Annotated in this window: 20 protein-coding genes and 1 riboswitch; of the genes, 12 read left to right on the top strand and 8 right to left on the bottom strand. The window is 69.9% G+C overall.

Annotated features, from left to right (window positions below):
• Genes KXC42_RS18995 through KXC42_RS18985 form a run of 3 tightly spaced genes read right to left on the bottom strand, consistent with a single transcriptional unit; the run spans position 1 to position 4738 of the window.
• Positions 1–2421, bottom strand: coding sequence for a tetratricopeptide repeat protein (locus KXC42_RS18995; protein ID WP_373922162.1), 2421 nt, complete (start codon positions 2419–2421; stop codon positions 1–3).
• 5 nt (positions 2422–2426) lie between these two features.
• Complete coding sequence (locus tag KXC42_RS18990; protein WP_219129381.1) at positions 2427–3389, bottom strand: glutamate ABC transporter substrate-binding protein; 963 nt, start codon at positions 3387–3389, stop codon at positions 2427–2429.
• Complete coding sequence (locus tag KXC42_RS18985) at positions 3386–4738, bottom strand: hypothetical protein (protein WP_024101821.1); 1353 nt, start codon at positions 4736–4738, stop codon at positions 3386–3388. Before KXC42_RS18985 ends, KXC42_RS18990 begins: the two co-directional genes overlap by 4 nt.
• A gap of 137 nt (positions 4739–4875) precedes the next feature.
• On the opposite strand from KXC42_RS18985, the gene KXC42_RS18980 reads away from it, so the two are divergent.
• The gene (locus tag KXC42_RS18980) at positions 4876–5730 is read left to right on the top strand and encodes an NUDIX hydrolase (protein ID WP_006553659.1); all 855 of its coding nucleotides are present in this window, start codon (positions 4876–4878) and stop codon (positions 5728–5730) included.
• A gap of 4 nt (positions 5731–5734) precedes the next feature.
• Here the strand turns inward: KXC42_RS18980 and thiE are convergent, their stop codons facing one another.
• Positions 5735–6424, bottom strand: coding sequence for a thiamine phosphate synthase (thiE, locus tag KXC42_RS18975; RefSeq protein WP_033096181.1), 690 nt, complete (start codon positions 6422–6424; stop codon positions 5735–5737).
• A gap of 26 nt (positions 6425–6450) precedes the next feature.
• Positions 6451–6563: riboswitch (TPP riboswitch) on the top strand.
• Between thiE and thiO the strand changes: the two genes are divergently transcribed.
• From thiO to KXC42_RS18940, 7 genes are all read left to right on the top strand, one after another.
• The gene (gene thiO / locus KXC42_RS18970) at positions 6560–7624 is read left to right on the top strand and encodes a glycine oxidase ThiO (protein ID WP_039585483.1); all 1065 of its coding nucleotides are present in this window, start codon (positions 6560–6562) and stop codon (positions 7622–7624) included. Its footprint overlaps the riboswitch before it by 4 nt.
• Entirely contained in the window at positions 7621–7833 is a 213-nt protein-coding gene (gene thiS, locus KXC42_RS18965) for a sulfur carrier protein ThiS (protein ID WP_006553656.1), read from the top strand. The genes thiO and thiS overlap by 4 nt, the downstream gene beginning before the upstream one ends.
• On the top strand, positions 7826–8611 hold the full coding sequence (locus KXC42_RS18960; protein WP_006553655.1) for a thiazole synthase: 786 nt from the start codon (positions 7826–7828) through the stop codon (positions 8609–8611). The genes thiS and KXC42_RS18960 overlap by 8 nt, the downstream gene beginning before the upstream one ends.
• A 90-nt stretch (positions 8612–8701) precedes the next feature.
• Positions 8702–9235, top strand: a complete 534-nt coding sequence (locus KXC42_RS18955; protein WP_230809913.1) for a hypothetical protein — start codon at positions 8702–8704, stop codon at positions 9233–9235.
• Between the two features lie 68 nt (positions 9236–9303).
• Positions 9304–10233 (top strand): ATP-binding cassette domain-containing protein, encoded by a 930-nt coding sequence (locus KXC42_RS18950; RefSeq protein ID WP_219129380.1) that lies wholly within the window; start codon positions 9304–9306, stop codon positions 10231–10233.
• Positions 10233–11012 (top strand): ABC transporter permease, encoded by a 780-nt coding sequence (locus tag KXC42_RS18945; protein ID WP_006553652.1) that lies wholly within the window; start codon positions 10233–10235, stop codon positions 11010–11012. Before KXC42_RS18950 ends, KXC42_RS18945 begins: the two co-directional genes overlap by 1 nt.
• 114 nt (positions 11013–11126) lie before the next feature.
• Complete coding sequence (locus tag KXC42_RS18940) at positions 11127–12599, top strand: M20/M25/M40 family metallo-hydrolase (RefSeq protein WP_231913161.1); 1473 nt, start codon at positions 11127–11129, stop codon at positions 12597–12599.
• A 12-nt stretch (positions 12600–12611) separates the two neighbouring features.
• Here the strand turns inward: KXC42_RS18940 and thiD are convergent, their stop codons facing one another.
• Positions 12612–13457, bottom strand: a complete 846-nt coding sequence (gene thiD / locus KXC42_RS18935; RefSeq protein WP_006553650.1) for a bifunctional hydroxymethylpyrimidine kinase/phosphomethylpyrimidine kinase — start codon at positions 13455–13457, stop codon at positions 12612–12614.
• A 158-nt stretch (positions 13458–13615) separates the two neighbouring features.
• Between thiD and KXC42_RS18930 the strand changes: the two genes are divergently transcribed.
• Complete coding sequence (locus KXC42_RS18930; RefSeq protein ID WP_019291107.1) at positions 13616–14014, top strand: GNAT family N-acetyltransferase; 399 nt, start codon at positions 13616–13618, stop codon at positions 14012–14014.
• Positions 14015–14050: 36 nt separating this feature from the next.
• On the opposite strand, the gene KXC42_RS18925 is transcribed toward KXC42_RS18930, so the two are convergent.
• Genes KXC42_RS18925 through KXC42_RS18915 form a run of 3 tightly spaced genes read right to left on the bottom strand, consistent with a single transcriptional unit; the run spans position 14051 to position 16457 of the window.
• Positions 14051–14854: an exodeoxyribonuclease III gene (locus KXC42_RS18925; protein ID WP_219129379.1), complete on the bottom strand. Its 804-nt coding sequence runs from the start codon at positions 14852–14854 to the stop codon at positions 14051–14053.
• Positions 14855–14872: 18 nt separating this feature from the next.
• The gene (locus KXC42_RS18920; protein ID WP_064852235.1) at positions 14873–15838 is read right to left on the bottom strand and encodes an N-acetyltransferase; all 966 of its coding nucleotides are present in this window, start codon (positions 15836–15838) and stop codon (positions 14873–14875) included.
• A gap of 22 nt (positions 15839–15860) precedes the next feature.
• Positions 15861–16457, bottom strand: a complete 597-nt coding sequence (locus tag KXC42_RS18915) for a peptide deformylase (protein ID WP_039585478.1) — start codon at positions 16455–16457, stop codon at positions 15861–15863.
• Between the two features lie 132 nt (positions 16458–16589).
• On the opposite strand from KXC42_RS18915, the gene KXC42_RS18910 reads away from it, so the two are divergent.
• From KXC42_RS18910 to KXC42_RS18900, 3 genes are all read left to right on the top strand, one after another.
• A complete protein-coding gene (locus tag KXC42_RS18910; protein WP_006553645.1) occupies positions 16590–16940 on the top strand; it encodes a DUF3263 domain-containing protein in 351 nt (116 codons plus the stop codon).
• Positions 16941–17017: 77 nt separating this feature from the next.
• A complete protein-coding gene (locus KXC42_RS18905) occupies positions 17018–17662 on the top strand; it encodes a LytR C-terminal domain-containing protein (RefSeq protein ID WP_006553644.1) in 645 nt (214 codons plus the stop codon).
• Between the two features lie 91 nt (positions 17663–17753).
• Entirely contained in the window at positions 17754–18395 is a 642-nt protein-coding gene (locus KXC42_RS18900; RefSeq protein ID WP_019291110.1) for a superoxide dismutase family protein, read from the top strand.
• Positions 18396–18464: the final 69 nt, after the last annotated feature.

Below are 18464 nucleotides of genomic sequence, written 5' to 3'. Positions count from 1 at the left end.
TCAGGTCAAACTGCGCGGCCGGATCGCGTTCGCGAGGTCGACGAGGGTGTAGCGGTGTGTGCGGGAAGGGGCGTTGCGCGCCAATTGCCGCAGCGCCGCCTCGGTGCCCAGGCGGAGTCCCTTCTCGGTGAACGGTACGTCGAGGATGCGGTCGTACTCGCGACTCGATGCCCGTCCACTGCGCACCCATTCGAGCGCTGTCCCGAGGACCAGTGCGCGCATCTGCAGGGCGCGACCCTCGTCGGGAGGCAGCGACGCGATCCGGTGCGCGGCCTCGCGCAGATCCGCCTCGGAGATCTCCTCGACGCGACCGCCTCGTAACAGGATCAGCGCGGCGGTCATGGTCGCGGCACTGTGGTGCCGGGAGGTCGTGGGGACCTCGTCGAGCACGTCCACGGCGGCGCGGATCTCGTCGCGGGCGGTGAGCTGGCGTGCCAACCCGAAGGCCGCGCTGACGACGGCGTGATCGGTGCGCCACACGACCCGGTAGGACTGCTCGCAGAAGCGTCGCCACGCGTCGGGGTCGTCGCTCTCCCAATGCTGCAGCGTCAGTTCGGCGGTGGCCCCGAGTGCGATCTTCGGGGCGATCTCACCCGGAAGCGTGTGCAGCACCTTGTCGAACCGGGTGAACGCTGCCTCGTAGTCGTCCTGCAGCAGTTCGGCGATGCCGGCGTACCAGTCCATGCGCCAGTCGTCGCCGAACTCGCGCTCGAGGCGGGTGAGGATCTCCACCGCGCTGTCGACCTGCCCGAGATCGAGATGGGCGCGGACCTCGGCGAGGGTGATCTCCTTGGAGAACGACACGTCGGATGCTCCGACGACCCGCCCGACCCCGTTCTCGCGCGCGTGCCGGAGCGAGTCGAGGGTCTGCTGCGGTTCGCTGTGCACCGCGGCGGCGAGGAGCGCGGCACTCGGATCGTTGGGGTCGAGCAGGGGGACGGGCAGTGCCGCCGCGACATCCTGGCCCCGCAGTTTGGGGTCGCGCTCGATCCCGTCGGCGTACACGTCGGTGGGGACGAGTGCCTCGTCGGTGCCGAAGGTCGTGCGGGGCGGGCTGAACAGCCGGGACAGTCCGGGGTGTTCGGTGCCGAGTTTCTTCGACAGGATCTCGCGCAGCACACCGGTGAGCTGTCCGTGCAATTCGTCGGCGGACGAGAAGCGCTGCTGCGGATCGGGGTTCGTGGCCCGCAGGAGCAGGCGGTGGAAGGAGTCGAACTCGTCGAGCAGGGGAGCCTGCTCGGGGGTGGGCAGACCGTCGCGGTAACGGCCTTTGTCCGAGGGCATGTCGAGGGTGAGCACCGCGAGTGTGCGTCCGACCGTGTAGATGTCGCTCGCGACCGTCGGCCCGGTCCGGACGATCTCGGGTGCTTGATATCCCGGCGTCCCGTACAGATAGCCGTATCCCTCGATCGCGGAGACGGCGCCGAGGTCGATGAGTTCGATCTGCTCGTCGGTGACCATGATGTTCTCGGGCTTGAGGTCGTTGTAGACCAGTCCGATGTCGTGCAGATACTGCAGTGCCGGTAGCACTTCGAGCATGTATGCGATGGCCTGCTCGACGGGGATGCGGTTCGGTGGGGGATAGTTGTCGAGCACGGTACGCAGGGTGTGACCACCCAGGTACTCCATGACGATGTATCCCATCGGGGTGCCGTCGGGTGAGGGGTGCTCGACGAAGTTGTAGATCTGCACGATGCTCGGATGGCTGACCTCGGCCAGGAACTGGCGTTCGGCCACCGCGACCGCCTGGGCCTCGGCGTCGCCGCCCTGCAGCAGGCCCTTCAGCACTACCCAGCGGTCGCTCACGTTGCGGTCGATCGCGAGGTAGATCCATCCCAGTCCGCCGTGGGCGAGACAACCCTGCACCTCGTACTGCCCGGCGACGAGGTCCCCGCGGTGCAGGGCCGGAGTGAACTGGAAATGTGTTCCGCACTGGGGGCAATCGCCTTCTGTGGGACCCGGCCCCGACGGGGTGCTGCGTCCCACCGGTTGTCCGCACTTCGCGCAGAACCTCTTGCCTTCGGAGACGTGAGGATCGCGGAGGACGGCGTCGACCGGATCCTTCGTGGTGGGGACCGGCACGTCGACGAGGCCGGCGATGCGGCGACGCTGGGTTCCGCGCGGCCGGATGCGGCGGTTCGACGAACGTTGGGAGGACGAACGCTGGGAGGACGAGCCGGACCAGATCGACGAGCGTCGGGTGGATTCGGGCCGCGTGGCGGGGACGGGGCCGCGTTCGGTGGCAGGTCCGGCATCCCCGGCCGCCCGCGCGGTGGCCGGTCCCGAGTCGCTGGTCGACGGCTCGGTCGCGGGTCCGGAATCCGCTGCGCGCCTAGTGGCGGGCCCGGAGTTCACTGCCCGTTCGGTGGCGGGGCCGGAATCGGCCGACGGGGTATCGGCCGGTTCGGGTTCGTCGGACATGGCCGTCACTTCCGGTAGTTCGGTGTCGGGGGTGACGGAGTGGGACCGAGCACCCGCAGGTACTTCTCGTACAGCGCCGTCCACGTCCCGTCGGAGCGGATCCGTTCGAGGGTGGCGTTGACGAAGCGTACGAGCTCGTCGCTGCCCAGCCGGATTCCGATTCCGTACGGCTCCGATCCCAGGGAGGGGCCGACGAGTTCGAGATAGGGGTCCTGTGAGGCGAGTCCGGCGAGGATCGTGTCGTCGGTGCTCACGGCGTCGACCTGCTGTTGCTGGAGGACGACGAGGCAGTCGGCCCACGACGGCACGGTGAGGATCGACGCCGACGGCTGCACTTCTCGCATCCGGAGCAGCGAGGTGGTGCCCTCGACGATGCACACGCGCCGGCCGGCGAGATCGGCGGCGGAGCGGATGTCGGATCCCCGGACGACGAGCACGCGCTGCTGGGCTCGGAAGTACTCGGTGGAGAAGTCGACCTTCTCGCGTCGGGCGCACGTGATGCTCATGGTCTTCGCGACGATGTCGACGGTGGAGTCCTGCAGCGCCTTCTCGCGCTCGGCCGACGACAGGATGCGGTAGTCGACGAGGTCGGGATCGCCCAGGAGGTCGCGGGCGAGCTCACGTGCGATGTCGACGTCGAAACCGGTGATGCGCCCGGTCGCGGTGTCGCGGTAGCTCATGAGGTTGCTGCCGGTGTCGAGGCCGACGATCAGCCGGCCGCGCGTGCGGATCCGATCGATCGCAGGTCCGGTGGCGTTCGGGTCCGGGGGAAGCGAGGCGGTGGGATCGCCGCAGTCGGGGGCGGGCGGTGTGGCCACCGACGACTCGAGCATCCGCGCGTTCTCGGGAAGCGGGAGAGAGGTCGTCGTCCCTTGGAGGCCGGGGGCGCGCGGTGGGGGGTCGGTCGCGCACCCGCCGGCGAGTGCGGAGACGACGCACAGGCCCGCGACGAGAACGCGCTCTCTCACTGGTACTCCTTCAACCGGGGCCGGAGACCGACCCACACGCCGACCAGCGCCACCGTCAGCAGCACCACCGACATCGGTGCGAGGCCGGCGAGGGTGCGGGAGGCGCGGAACTCGTTGTCGCGCAGTTCGGTGCGGGTGTCGTCGATTCCTTCCGTCAGGGCCGCATCGAGAGCGACGAACCGGGCGGTGGACTCGCCGGGACCTGCACCGACCGCGAGGACCGAGGCCGCTGCGTAGTCGCCGCGGACGAGGGCGTCGACCATGCGTGCATGCGAGTTGATCCATGCGTCGTGCGCCGACCGGGCGGTCTCCACTGCCTCGGCGCCCGCCTCGAGGGCGGAATCGCGACCGTACTCGTCGAGGATGTTGCCGAGCCGCGCCATGTTGGTCTCGAAGGTGTCGTCGTACGCGCCGGTCGTGTCGCGCCGGGCGATCAGCAGGGTCTCGGCGGTACGCGACTGCTGGGCGAGGATCCGGCCCTCGGTGAGATCGGCGAGCGGTGCCGCACCGCGCTCGATGGCGCGTTCGGTGGCACTCGACGAGGCCAGGCCCGCGACGAGCAACCAGCACAGCAGCGCGCCGGTCGCGCCGATCGCGACGAGGATTCCGGGATTGAGGGTGCGACGACTGCGGCGGCTCACGACGGCGTGCGCCACGCACAGGGCAGCGACCGTGACGAGGAGCAATCCGATCGCGAGCCAGGGCGGTCGCACCGCGTCGCGCTGGGTGTCCTCGACCGCGGCGACGCCGCGCGTGTGCAGTTCCTGCGCGGCGGGGAGCAGTTCGGTCTGCATCAGGTGCGAGGCCTCGCCGAGATATGCGGCGCCGACCGGATGCCCGGTGCGGTTGTTGGTGCGAGCCGTCTCGATGAGACCCGTGTAGACGGGCAGCAGCCGCCCGATCTCCGTCAGGTTGTGCGCGGTCTCGCGGTCGGCATCGGTCAGGCCGGTCGCCGCGATGACGAGGTACTCCGCGGCCTCGTTGGTCGCCCGGATGTAGCGACTGCGCACCGCCTCCGGTTCGAGTCCGCCCGAGATGAAGCCCGTCACGGCGGCGGCGTCGGCCACCGACAGCGCGCTGTAGAGATTCTGGGCCGCGCTGGCGAGCGGCTCGATGGACGCGAGGAGACGATCGTGGGTGGCCTGCCTGCCGGACACCATCGTTGCGGAGACCGCTGCCGAGGCGACGAGCAGCACGGTGAGCACCACCCCGAGGACCACCAACCGGACCGGCGTGGACCGGAGCAGGGCACGAGCGTCGTCGAACCGGGCGTCCGGAGTGTCCGTATCGGCGTCGTCGCGGATGTGGCTCTCGACAGGAGCGAAGGGAGGGGTGATCCGTACGTCCACCGGGCACTCCCTTCCTCGTGTCGAGCGGTCTGAGGGGAGCATATAAGCAGCCCGGCGGTATTGTTGCCGTCCACGGACGGCGGGGATCCGGTACCGGGCACAGGTCCGGGCGAGGGCGGGTCGGAGAGGCGGACGCAATGCGTGGAGACGGTGACGGCTGGGCGGTCGGACCGGACGGCGAGAAGCGCTGGGGACGGCACGGCGCCGCAGGTCTGCTGCTGCGCGCTCCGCTCGCGGACGGTCGCCCCGCGGTTCTCCTGCAGCATCGGGCGGCATGGTCGCACCAGGGCGGGACGTGGGCACTTCCCGGTGGAGCGCGCGACTCGCACGAGAGCACCGTCGACGCCGCCGTGCGGGAGGCCCACGAGGAGGCCGGCATCGATCTCGCGGCCGTGACGGTACGCGCCGAACGCGTCACCTCCGGCCTCGCGGGCGGATGGACCTACACCACCGTCGTCGCCGACGCCACCGAAACTCTCGTGACCAGTCTCAACCAGGAGAGCACCGAACTGCGCTGGGTGCCCGAACCGGAGGTCGAGGCGATGCCGCTGCACAGCGGCTTCGCCGAGGCGTGGCCGTCGCTGCGCACCTCACCGGTACGCATGCTGCTCGACACCGCGAACGTGCTCGGAGCGAGCGGCCCCACCGGATGGTGGCGCGACCGCCCCGGCGCGACGAGCGCACTGCTCGCCGACCTCGCCGCGGTCCTGCCCCGCACCGTCGAAATTCCCGACGGGACGTTCGGCTGGGTCCCCCGCGTCGAAGCGGTCCTCGAAGGGCATGCCCGCGACGCGACGATCGACGACGTCCGGATCCCGGTGCACAGCGCGGACGGCAGCGGCGACGACGAACTGACCCGGCTGGCCTCCACCACGACGGCCGTGGTCGACCCCGGGGTGACGGTCGTGGTCACCGCGGATCGCGGCCTGCGCGCGCGGTTGCCCAGGGGCACGATCGCGATGTCGCCCTCGGCCGTGCTGGGCTGGCTGTAACGCCTCAGGTCGGGAGTGCGGCCTTCAGCGCCGCCGCGGCTGCCCGCGGATCGGATGCCTTCGTGATCGCCCGGACCACCGCGACCCGCGTGGCACCGGCGTCGAGCACCTCGGGGAGTCGCTCGAGATCGATGCCGCCGATCGCGAACCACGGCCGTGCCGGCTGCGACTGCGTGACCTCGCGCGTCACCTCCAGCCCCGCTGCGGTCCGTCCCGGCTTGGTCGGTGTGTCCCACACCGGCCCGGATGCGAAGTAGTCGACGCCCTCCTCGATGTCGGCGAGCGCAGCCTGCGCGCGGCTCGACGTCGAGCGGCCGATGACGATCTCGTCGCCGAGGATCTGCCGCGCGTGCCGCACCGGCAGGTCGCCCTGACCGAGATGCAGGATGTCGGCGCCCGACGCGAGCGCGATGTCGGCGCGGTCGTTCACGGCCAGAAGCGCACCGTGGCGTGCACACGCCTCGCCGATGATCTCGAGGGCGGCGAGTTCCTCGCGTGCCTCGAGGCGTCCGAACTTCTTCTCGCCGGCCGAGTCCTTGTCGCGCAACTGGACGATGTCGACCCCACCGGCGAGGGCCTCCTCGACGAACCGTGCGAGGTCGCCGGTGTCCCGGCGAGCGTCGGTGCACAGATACAACCGGGCGGTCGCGAGGCGGCCGCGCGGGTCGGGATGGTTGCCGCGATAGGTGGTCACGACCAAGACGGTAGCCTCTAAGCAGAAAGTGACGACACGGGAGTCCCGAGGTTCGCGGGGCTGAGAGGGGGCCTGCCGGCCCCGACCGTTATGACCTGACCCGGATCATGCCGGCGCAGGGAGTGAGGTGGACCAATGGCAACTGTGGCCGTCGTGGGTGGCGGAGTGATCGGGCTGTCGATCGCATGGCGCGCGGCCCGCTCGGGGCACATCGTGACCGTGCACGACCCGAATCCCGGCAGTGGCGCCTCGTGGGTGGCCGGCGGGATGCTGGCCCCGCTGTCCGAGGGCTGGCCCGGTGAGGACCACGTGCTGTCCCTGGGTGCGGCCTCGCTCGACCGCTGGCCCGGATTCGCGGATGCACTGCGCGCGGAGACCGGCGTCGACGTGTTCACCGCCGAGGAGTCGCTGACCGTCGCGCTCGACGCGGCGGACGCGGCCGACTTGCGGACCGTCGCCGAATGGGTCGGGGAGCGGGGGCACGAGATGCGTCTGCTCTCCCGTGCGGAGATCCGGGAGTTCGAACCGTCGCTCGGGCCGAAGGTGCGTCTCGGACTGCTCGCGCCCACCGAGTCGTCGGTCGACAACCGTACGCTCGTCGACGCCCTGCGCGTCGCGGCCACCGCGGCCGGGGTGCGTTTCTCCGACGCCGCCGTCCACGATCTCGCCGACCTTCCCGACGATCAGGTGGTGCTCGCCGCCGGCTCGGCGTCGGCGCGACTGTGGCCGGGCCTTCCGGTCCGTCCGGTCAAGGGCGAGATCCTGCGCCTGCGGGTGCGGCCGGGCGCGACCCCGCCGCCGCAGCGCACCGTGCGCGCGAGTGTCCACGGACGCCCCGCCTATCTGGTGCCCCGCCACGACGGCCTCGTCGTGGGCGCCACACAGTACGAGGCGTCCGACACACAGGTCACGGTGGCCGGGGTGCGCGATCTGATCGCCGACGCCGAGAAGATCTTTCCTGCGCTCGGCGAGTACGAACTGTTCGAGGCGAGCGCGGGCCTGCGCCCGATGACCCCCGACAACCTGCCGCTGATCGGCCGGCTCTCCGATCGTGTCGTCGCCGCGACCGGCCACGGCCGCAACGGTGTGCTGCTCACGCCGCTCACCGTCGACGCGGTGCTCGCCGAACTCGGTGGGCGGTCGCTGGCCGACGCGCAGTACGCCTGTCCTGGACGAATTACGGAAGCGAGTGTGGGATGACGAACGTGTCCGTGGGCATCACCGTCAACGGTGAGGACAAGTACTACGACGCGGCCCCGACCGTGTCACAACTGCTGAACGAGCTCGGTCTGCCCGAGAAGGGCATCGCGGTCGCCGTCGACGGTGTCGTGTGCCCGCGCGGCCGCTGGTCGGAGCCGGTCACACGCGGAGCGAGCATCGAGATCCTCACGGCGGTCCAGGGTGGCTGACACACACGATCCCGGCGCCGACCTGCCGCAGCTGACCATCGCCGGCCGCACCTTCGGGTCGCGGCTGATCACCGGCACCGGTGGCGCGGCGAACCTGGCCGTGCTCGAGGAGGCACTCGTCGCGTCGGGCACCGAACTGACCACCGTCGCGATGCGCCGTGTCGACGCGGCCTCCGGAACCGGTGTCCTCGACCTGCTGCGCCGCCTCGGCATCGAACCGCTGCCGAACACTGCCGGGTGCCGCGGCGCGAAGGAAGCCGTGCTGACCGCGCAGCTCGGGCGGGAGGCGCTGGAGACCGACTGGGTGAAACTCGAGGTCATCGCCGACGAACGGACGCTGCTGCCCGATGCCATCGAACTCGTCTCCGCGGCCGAACAACTCGTCGACGACGGCTTCGTCGTCCTGCCGTACACGACCGACGATCCCGTCCTCGCGCGGCGCCTCGAGGACGTCGGTTGTGCCGCGGTGATGCCGCTCGGCTCGCCGATCGGGACCGGCCTCGGTATCTCGAACCCGCACCACATCGAGATGATCGTCGAGGCTGCGGGTGTGCCGGTGATCCTCGACGCGGGAATCGGAACCGCCTCCGACGCGGCGCTCGCGATGGAACTCGGTTGCGACGCCGTGCTGCTCGCGACCGCCGTCACCCGCGCGAAGGATCCGGCGCTGATGGCGTCGGCGATGCGTCACGCCGTCGAAGCGGGATTCCGTGCCCGGCACGCCGGCCGGATCCCGAAACGCTTCTGGGCCCAGGCATCTTCGCCGATGGAGCCGTGACCGGTACGGGAAGCCCCTGAGCACCTTGGTGTTCAGGGGTTTCCGATTGTCGCGCGACGGGTTACCGATCGGTCTGTACGATCCCCGGGCATGACAGTTGCACACAGAATTCTCGCTGCCGCCGCTGCCGGGCTCATGGGCACTGTCGTCGCCGTCGCGGCGCCGGGTGTCGCGGGCGCCCAGGAACCGTGTCAGATGGGCTGGTCGAACACCGGACCGAGGTCGTGCGCGACGACGGAGTTGTCCACGCCACCCGTGCTGACATTGGGCGACGGCATCTGCGCCGGCATCGTGCGCGCCGGTGGAACCGCCTTCGACGGCCCGCTCTACGAGTACTCCTCGGCGCCGGGTGCCACCCACGGGATCGAACTGCGGATCACGCAGGGCTACTCGCTTCTCGGCGAGTGGACGCCGAGCATCCTGAACTGCGACGTCACCGTCGCTTTCGACTGGCACAACCTCGACACCGGTGCCCGCGGTACGGAGACCCGCTTCGTGCCGGCCTTCCACACGAGCACCCGGCCGTTGTTCATGCACGTGTTCCCCGGGCCCGGCCGCGTCGCCCTGACGATGCGTACCGAGCGACCGAGCATCCCGGTCACCACCGAGGTCTTCGTCCCCTGACGCACCGCGTGCGGCTCCGGGGAGTGTGATCGGATGCGCTCGCCGGAGCCGCACGTAGGGTGGTGCGCATGATCGAAGTGACCGGCTTGACCAAGACCTTCGGGTCCACGACCGCGGTCGACGACCTGACGTTCACGGTCCGTCCCGGCATCGTCACCGGCTTCCTCGGCCCCAACGGCGCGGGGAAGTCCACCACGATGCGCATGATCCTGGGGCTGGACCGGCCGACCTCGGGAACCGCACTGATCGAAGGGAAGCCGTACAGCGAGCTGACACGGCCGCTCACCACCGTCGGGGCGTTGCTCGATGCGAAGTGGGTGCATCCCAACCGGTCGGCGCGGTCGCATCTCGCCTGGCTGGCCGCGTCGAACGGTCTGCCTGCCTCGCGTGTCGACGAGGTTCTGCGCCAGGTGGGACTGACGGAGGTCGAGGGCAAGCGCGCCGGCGGCTTCTCGCTCGGCATGTCGCAGCGACTCGGTCTCGCCGCCGCACTGCTCGGCAACCCGCGCGTGCTGCTGTTCGACGAACCGGTCAACGGCCTCGACCCCGAGGGCATCGTGTGGATCCGGAGGTTCATGCAGGCGCTCGCCACGGAAGGCCGCACGGTGCTCGTGTCCAGCCACCTGCTCTCGGAGATGGCGCAGACCGCCGAACATCTCATCGTCATCGGCCGTGGACGGCTCATCGCCGACACCTCGGTGAAGGCGTTCGTCGACCGCGCGTCCGACTCGTTCGTCGTCGTGCGCAGCCCGCAACTCGACGAGCTGCGCACCGCGCTCACCGAACGCGGGCACACTGTGCGGGAGAACGACGGTGCCCTGCACGTCTCGGGCGCTCCGGCGGCGGAGATCGGCGAACTCGCTGCGACCCGGTCGATCGTGCTGCACGAACTCGCGGGCCGCAACGCGTCGCTCGAGGAAGCGTTCATGAAACTCACCGGTGGCGAGGTCGAATACCACGGATCCGGAGTCGACGACGTCATGAAGGGTGGACTGTGATGAGTACGGCGCTCGACACACTGCGGGCCGAACGGATCAAGCTCACGTCGGTGCAGTCACCGCTGTGGTGCACCCTCGTCATCGTCGCCCTCGGTCTGGGTCTGGCCGCGATCCTCGGGTCGGTCTCCCGCGCGTCGGCCGGGATGGACGACGAACTGGGACGGTTCTATCCGACCGTGGACGTCGCGGTCAGCGGCGTCACCGGCTTCGGTGTGCTGGTGCTCATGATCCTCGCGGCACTGTCGGTCACCAGCGAATACCGTTTCGGGGTCATCCGCACGACCTTCCAGGCCACCCCGAACCGCACCCTGCTCCTGACGATGAAGGCCCTGCTCATCGGTGTGCTGGGCGCGGTGCTGACACTCGCGGTCTCGTTCGGTGCCTTCTACCTCGCGAAGGCACTGGCCGGGCCCGACGCAGGTCGCGAGCTCGTCCTCAGCGGCGACACGGCGTGGCGCGCGGTCTACGGCACCGCGATCTACGCGTTCCTGTGCGTCTTCCTCGCGGTCGGTGTGGGCACGCTGCTGCGGCAGTCGGCCGGCACGATCGCGCTGCTGATGCTGTGGCCGCTGCTGCTCGAGTCGTTGTTCGCGCTGTTCGGTTCGGTGGGCCGCGAGATCCAGCCGTTCCTGCCGTTCGCGAACGCGAACAACTTCCTGGGTATCGGGCAGGGAATCGAATTCCACTGGGGTCCATGGGGATCGCTCCTGTACTTCGCGGCCTTCTCGTTCCTGGTGTTCGCGGCCTCACTCGTGGTGGTCAACCGCCGCGACGCCTGAGGTACTGTCTCGACACGCCTGAGGTACTACCTCGACACGCCGCAGGTTCTGCCTCCGCACACTGCGCCGCACGCTTTCCCCGTGCGGCGCAGTGCTTTTGTGTACGCTCGGTCGATGGCGTGGGCGCAGACGAGATACGGCATGCGGGGAGCGGCCCTGATCGCCGCCGGTGTACTGCTGACGGCGGGATGCTCGGAGGCGGAGGTGGAGGCGCCGCCCGTCGACCCGACGGCGCTCGCCGACGCCGTGCAACTCGATGCCGTCATGACGCACCTGACGGAACTCGAACGGATCGCCGGCGAGAACGACGGAAACCGTTCGCTCGGAACCCCCGGCTACGACGCGAGCGTCGACTACGTCGCCGGAGCCCTGCGCGACGCCGGATTCGACGTGCAGACACCGGAGTTCGACACGACCCTGTTCGCCGTCGAGAACGAGCAGCTCACCGTCGACGGGGAGCCGATGGGCGTGAGCGCACTCGGCATGTCGCCGTCGACGGGACCGGAGGGGCTCACCGCGCGCGTCGTGCGCATCGCCCCCGACGACACCCCCGGCTGCGAGGCCACCGACTACGACGGCATCGACGCGACCGGCGCGGTGGTGATCGTCGATCGCGGCGTGTGCACCTTCGCCGTCAAGGAGCAGGTCGCCGCCGAACGGGGAGCGGCCGCGCTGCTCGTCGCCAACAACGAGGACGGCCCGCTCGCCGCCGCCGGTCTCGGGGCGGAATCGACCCCCCGCATCCCGGTCGGAGGCGTGGCCGGGGCCGACGCCGAGCGCCTGTCCGCCGCGACCACCGTGACGGTGACACTCCAGACCCGCACCGAGGACAGGAAGTCGCGCAACGTGATCGCGCAGACGCGCACCGGCTCGACCGACGACGTGGTCGTCGTCGGCGCGCACCTCGACAGCGTCCCCGAAGGACCGGGGATCAACGACAACGGAACCGGCGTCGCCGCCGTCCTCGAGACCGCGCTGCAACTCGGCAGCGAGCCGGGCGTGACCAACGCCGTGCGGTTCGCGTTCTGGGGCGCCGAGGAGGTCGGACTGGTCGGCTCCACGAGGTACGTCGAGTCGCTGTCCGACGAGGAACGACTCGACATCGCCCTGTACCTGAACTTCGACATGCTCGGCTCGCCCAACGCCGGATATCTGGTGTTCGACGGCGACGACTCCGACGCCGTCGGTGAAGGACCCGGACCGGAGGGCTCGGCGGGTATCGAACGGACCTTCGCGCAGTTCTTCGACGAACGCGGAATCGAGGTCGGCGGAACGGATTTCGACGGCCGTTCCGATTACGGTCCGTTCGTCGCCTTCGGCATCCCCGCGGGCGGGGTGTTCACCGGCGCCGACGACGTCAAGACCCCCGAACAGGCCGACCGGTGGGGTGGCACCGCCGACCAGCCCTTCGACCCGAACTACCACACCCCCGAGGACACCCTGGCCGGCATCGACCGCGACGCGTTCGCCGCGGCGGCCGCCGCCGTCGCCTACGGCACGGCTGTCTACGCGAATTCGATCGACGGACCCGACGGGGTGCCCGCAAGTGACCAGCGGGCCGAGGTGCGCGCCGAGTTCACCGAGTGAAGACGGGCGCGATCAGCGCTCGTGCAGTCGCCACAACGGGTTGACCGGGCCGTGGCCGTGACCGAGGTCGTAGGACCACTCGAGGCACTTCGTGATCCATTCCTTCGCGAACTCGACTGCCTCGGGCACCGACCGGCCATGCGCGAGGGCGGACGCGATCGCGGCTGCGAGCGTGTCGCCGCCGCCGTGGTCGTTGCCGGTCTCGATGCGCGGCGTGCTGAACTCGAGGAAACGGTCGCCGTCGAACAGCAGGTCGGTGCTCTTCTCCGAGCTGCGCAGATGACCGCCCTTGACGATCACCCACTGGGCGCCGAGCGCATGGAGCGCTTCGGCGGCGCGCCGGGCCGACGCGTCGTCGACGACCTCGATGCTCGTGATCAGCCGTACCTCGTCGAGATTCGGGGTGACGACGGTGGCGAGGGGGATGAGCACCCCGCGGATCGCGTCGAGCGCGTCGGAGTGCAGCAGCGGGTCGCCGTGCATCGATGCGCAGACCGGGTCGACGACGAGCGGTACCTCCATGTCGCGGCCGATGCCCACCTCGGAGCACACCTGTGCGACGGCCTCGATGATCTGCGTGGAGGCGAGCATGCCCGTCTTCGCTGCGGACACCCCGATGTCCTCGACCACGCACCGCACCTGGTCGGCCACGGTCTCGGCGGGGATCTCGTGGAACCCGCGGACGCCGACGGAGTTCTGGACGGTGACGGCGGCCACCGCGACGCATGCGTGCACACCGCACATCGCCATCGTGCGGGAATCGGCCTGGATGCCGGCTCCGCCTCCGGAGTCGGTGCCGGCGATGGTGAGGGCTCGAACCGGGGTCTCGCCTCGAGGCGACAGGGGCAGAAGGTCCACGCGGACACCCTACCGAGGGTGTGTTCGAACACGGCCGGGAGGCGCTGAGGCGGGTGCACTTTGCGAAACACGACAGCGTTGCTGCCGGTGGTCGCCTCGTTGCTCTATAGTGGCACAGGTCACAGTTCGATCACGCAACACCCCTATTGGAGGCGCTCATGAACACGAGTTCGCCGGACCTCGCCGTGTCGGACAACGCCGACCAGAACCGGTTCGAACTGCGCCTCAACGGCGATCTCGTCGGCATCCTGGCGTACTACGACTTCGAACGCGTTCCGGCGCCGAACCCGCCGGTCGTCGACTTCATGCACACCGTGATCGTCGAGGATTTCGGTCATCGGGGTCTCGCGGCCGTCCTCGTCGGTGGTTCGCTCGATCTCGCTCGCAGCAGAGGCTGGCGGGTGCGGCCGGTGTGCACCTATGTGCAGCGATTCGTGTCGTCGCACGAGAACTACCGCGACGTCGTCGTGGCTCTCGAGCTGCCGCGCACGGACCCCCACCGCAAAGAGACCCGGCGCAAGCAGCCGCAGCGCAAGGTGCCTGCCCGCAAGGCCTGATGCCTGTGCGGGCGGTCCACCCGACGCGGGACCTGCTCAGAGGTCGAGGTCGACGACGACCGGTGCGTGGTCGCTCGCGCCCTTGCCCTTGCGTTCGTTGCGGTCGATCTCGGCGCCCGTCACCCGTGCCGCGAAGGCCGGTGATCCGAGGACGAAGTCGATCCGCATCCCCTGCTTCTTGGGGAAGCGCAGCTGGGTGTAGTCCCAGTAGGTGTAGACCCCGGGGCCGGGCGCGTACGGACGGACGACGTCGGTGTAGCCGACGTCGGCGAACGCGTGGAAGGCGTCGCGCTCGGGCTGCGAAGTGTGCGTCTTGCCCTCGAAGAAGGCCGGATCCCACACGTCGTCGTCGGTGGGGGCGACGTTCCAGTCGCCGACCAGCGCGATGGGCTGCCCGGGCGCTGCGGTGGCCCAGGCGTGCGCGTCGGCGCGCAGCTTGGCGAGCCAGTCGAGCTTGTAGGTGTAATGCGGGTCGTTGAGGTCGCGGCCGTTGGGGACGTACAGGCTCCACACGCGCACACCCGCGCACGTCGCCCCGATCGCCCGCGCCTCGAGCGCCGGATCGACCTCCGGGTCCTTGGAGAAACCGGGCTGGTCCTCGAAGCCGATCTGCACGTCGTCGAGGCCCACGCGCGACGCGATGGCCACACCGTTCCACTGGCTCAGTCCGACGTGCGCGACGCGGTAGCCGAGTCCCTCGAAGCGTTCGTACGGGAACTGCTCGTCCTTGCACTTGGTTTCCTGCATCGCGAGCACATCCGTGTCGGTTCGCTGCAACCAGTCGAGGATGCGGTCGGTACGGGCACGGACGGAGTTCACATTCCAGGTAGCAAGGCGCACACGCCCACTGTAGGCGACCTATCCGACGGGTTCGGAGGCGTATCGGTAGCGGTGGTGGTCGACGAAGCCGAGTTCGCGATACAGGGCGCGCGCCGCGGTGTTCGACTCCTCGACCTGCAGATATGCGTGGGTCGTGCCGTGCTCGCGTGCCCAGCGCAGCAGGGCACCGCACACGAGTGTGCCGAGTCCGCGACGCCGGTGTTCGGGAGCGACCTCGACGGTCGACAGACCCACCCAGCGGCGTCCGTCCGGCGCATCGGTGATCGCCGCGCGGCAGATCGCCAGGGGCGGCTGCCCGGGTGCACCGATGCGGCCGAACCCGAGGATCCCCGCGGCCACCGAGCCGAGCACGTCCTGCGCGAGCAGCGGGTCGGCGTCGGCGCGGTGGAGCGACATCCAGTCGGCGTCCGGCCGCTCGGTGATCGTGACCGGGGTGGGCTCCGGCGGCAAGGGGATGTTCGCGAGGTCGGCGCCCATCACGAGCACCGGCTCCGAGGTCGGCCACCCCTCGGGGATGCGGGCGAGTCGATCGGGCACCAGCAGCCGCAGCGGCAATCCGCGTGCCGCGAACCATTCACGGAGCCGGGCGCGCACCGCCGGATCGGCGGGGTCCGCCACGGTGCCGCGTTCACCCAGCGGCGTTGCCGAATTGGCGCGCCGGGTGAAACCGTGTCCGGCGCGCACGAGCCAGCCGTCCACCCAGGCCGATTCGAGACCGGGCCACCCCGCGGCGGCGGCGTGCTCGAGCGCGCGGATCTCCGAGACGCGGATCGGCCGCGCCGCGATCGGCTTGAGCGCGACGACCGAGGTGGGGGACACCTGGACGACACGACCGTCGGCGGTGCGCACCGCGACCACCGGTTCGACGGAGACGAGTTCACCGATGACATCGGTCATCGGGTGGCTGTAGCCGGCGGGCAGGCGGTACCGCAGCACCACCCGGGTACCGAGGGGTACGGACGGGGCCGGACGGTCGGTCGTCATCGACGGTTCGCCGGTCGCCTCGTCAGTCGTCCTCGTCGTGGCCGAAAGGGTCCTCCACCGAACCCGGGAGCCAGGTCAGGCCCGGGACGCCCCATCCGGCGCGCTTGATGGTCTTCTTCGCGGCGCGGGCGTTGCGCCCGATCAGAACGTCGACGTACAGGAAGCCGTCGAGGTGCCCGACCTCGTGCTGCAGCATGCGAGCGAAGAATCCGTGGCCCTCGATCTCGATGGGCTCACCGTTCTCGTCGGTACCGGTGACCTTCGCCCAGTCGGCGCGACCGGTGGGGAAGTTCTCGCCCGGCACGGACAGGCAGCCCTCGAGATCGTCCTCGGGGTCGGGCATCGTCTCGGGGATTTCCGAGGTCTCGAGGATCGGGTTGACGACGACGCCACGCCGGCGCGCGACCTTGCCGGACTCGTCGCGGTCGGGGCAGTCGTAGACGAACAGTCGCTTGTCCACACCGACCTGGTTGGCGGCGAGGCCGACGCCGTTGGCCGCGTCCATCGTCTCGAACATGTCGGCGATCAGCTGAGCGAGTTCGGCGGGTGACTCGGTCACCGGCCGGGTCGGGTTGTGCAGGACGGGGTCGCCGACGATGACGATGGGAAGAATGGCCATGGTGACACAGGATAATGGGATCGACTCGCGGCGTTCTCGAACCGGTATGTGTCCCCACCCCGTGATTGAATGACTTCCGCCGAGACGCAAGGACTCTTCGTCACGGTGTGATCCAGTCAGTCGAGGAGGGAAATGGACGGCGCAGCAGCGCACGGCAACGACCGGTCCGATCTCGTGTCCCAGCAGGGCGACGGCGCATCCGCGCAGGAACCCACCGGCGACGAGGCGAACGGCCTGAGCCGTCGCGATCTCGACATCCTGGCGTTCGAACGGCAGTGGTGGAAGTACGCCGGTGCCAAGGAGGACGCCATCAAGGAACTCTTCGGTCTCTCCGCCACCCGCTACTACCAGGTGCTCAATGCTCTGGTGGATCGTCCCGAGGCGCTCGCCGCCGATCCGATGCTGGTCAAGCGGCTGCGGCGGTTGCGTGCGAGCCGTCAGAAGGCCCGCGCGGCCCGCCGGCTCGGTTTCGACACCCGTTAGACGGGCGGCCGTCGGGCCGGATAATGCGATATCGACACGCGCGGCCGGTCGGCAGCGCTGCGTGTGCTCGGGCAACTATGGTCGAGGTCGTGAGCAGAACCCCCGAGATCCCCAGCCGCGCGCCCGCACCCTCGGGACCGCCTCTGCGTGCGTTCGCGATGGTCCTGATCTCCTTGGGCATCCTGTTCGCCGGTCTCGGTTTCGCCTCGCTCGGTGATTCCGACGACGAACCCGCTCCCGCGGCGGCACCCACGACGACGACCGCTGCTGCGCCGGCCGCACCGTCCACGCGCTCGGCCGCGGTGCCCACCGCGCCCGCGCCCGCTGCCGCGAACGGGGGCACGTCCGACGCCGGGGACGGTGCGACCACCACCACGGCCGTGTCTTCGGCTCCTTCCATGCCCGTGGGGAGCGGAACCGCGTTCGCGTCCGACACCTCGGCCTCCGCGACGGCACCGGTGCGCGTGTTCAACAACTCGGAGGTCGCGGGCCTCGCCGCGCAGACCGCGGCCTACCTCGAGGACGAGGGGTACACCATCAGTGAAACGGGCAACTACAGCGAGGGCTTGCTCCAGCAGACCTCGGTGTTCTACGGGTCGTCTCCCGGAGAGCAGCAGACCGCGACAGCCGTCGCCGAGTCGCTCGGTGTCACCGCGCAACCGCGCTTCGAGGGCATCCGCGACGCCGCCCCCGGAGTGATCGTCATCGTCACTTCGCGTTAGCGCCGGAACCGTGTCGGTCCGCCACCGGGTGGTCGCCGGAGACGCCCGGTTATGATCGGGTGACTTTTCGGCACTTCGAAGGAGCGGTTTGATGGTCTCCAGTTCCACCCGTCGCATGTCCTGGCGTGCTCTGGCCCCGATCGTCGCGATCGCCGCGGTGGGCCTGACTGCGTGCTCGAACAGCGAGGAGGCGAGCACCGAGCCGGGGACGACTCCGCCGGTGTGGACGGGATCCGCCGCGCCCGCTTCCGAGGCCCACGGCGACGACCACGGCACCGAGGGTGGGAGCGAGTCGCACGCCGGTGGCTCCGCCTCCGCTGCTGCGCTCACCGCGGAGCTCACCACGGTCGACGGCGAGTCGGCCGGCACCGTGTCGTTCGCCGAGAACGGCGGCGACGTCGAGGTGACCATCGAGGTCGAGGGTCTCGAGCCCGGCTACCACGGTGTCCACATCCACGAGTTCGGCCGTTGCGAGCCCCAGTCCACCGCGCCGAACGGCGGCGAGCCCGGCGCCTTCCTGTCGGCCGGTGCCCACCTGCAGGCCGGTGGCAACACCTCCGTCCCGGAGAGCGGCGACCTGGTCTCGCTCGTCGTCCACGAGGACGGCACCGCCACCGCCACCGTCACCACCTCGGCCTTCGGCCTCGAGGACCTCGAAGGTGAGGACGGCGCCTCTGTGGTCGTGCACCAGGACAACCTCGGCGCACGCCTCGCCTGCGGCGTCATCGGGTGAGCAGGGTTCGAATCCCCTGAAGCTCGGTACCCGGGTAATTCCTGACACGGGGCCCCGCGACGGACATCC

The organism is Rhodococcus sp. LW-XY12 (assembly GCF_019317345.1).
Taxonomy (GTDB): Bacteria; Actinomycetota; Actinomycetes; order Mycobacteriales; family Mycobacteriaceae; genus Rhodococcus; species Rhodococcus pyridinivorans.
The sequence above is the reverse complement of the archived record's forward strand: the minus strand, read 5'-3'. Positions and strand labels throughout refer to the sequence as shown.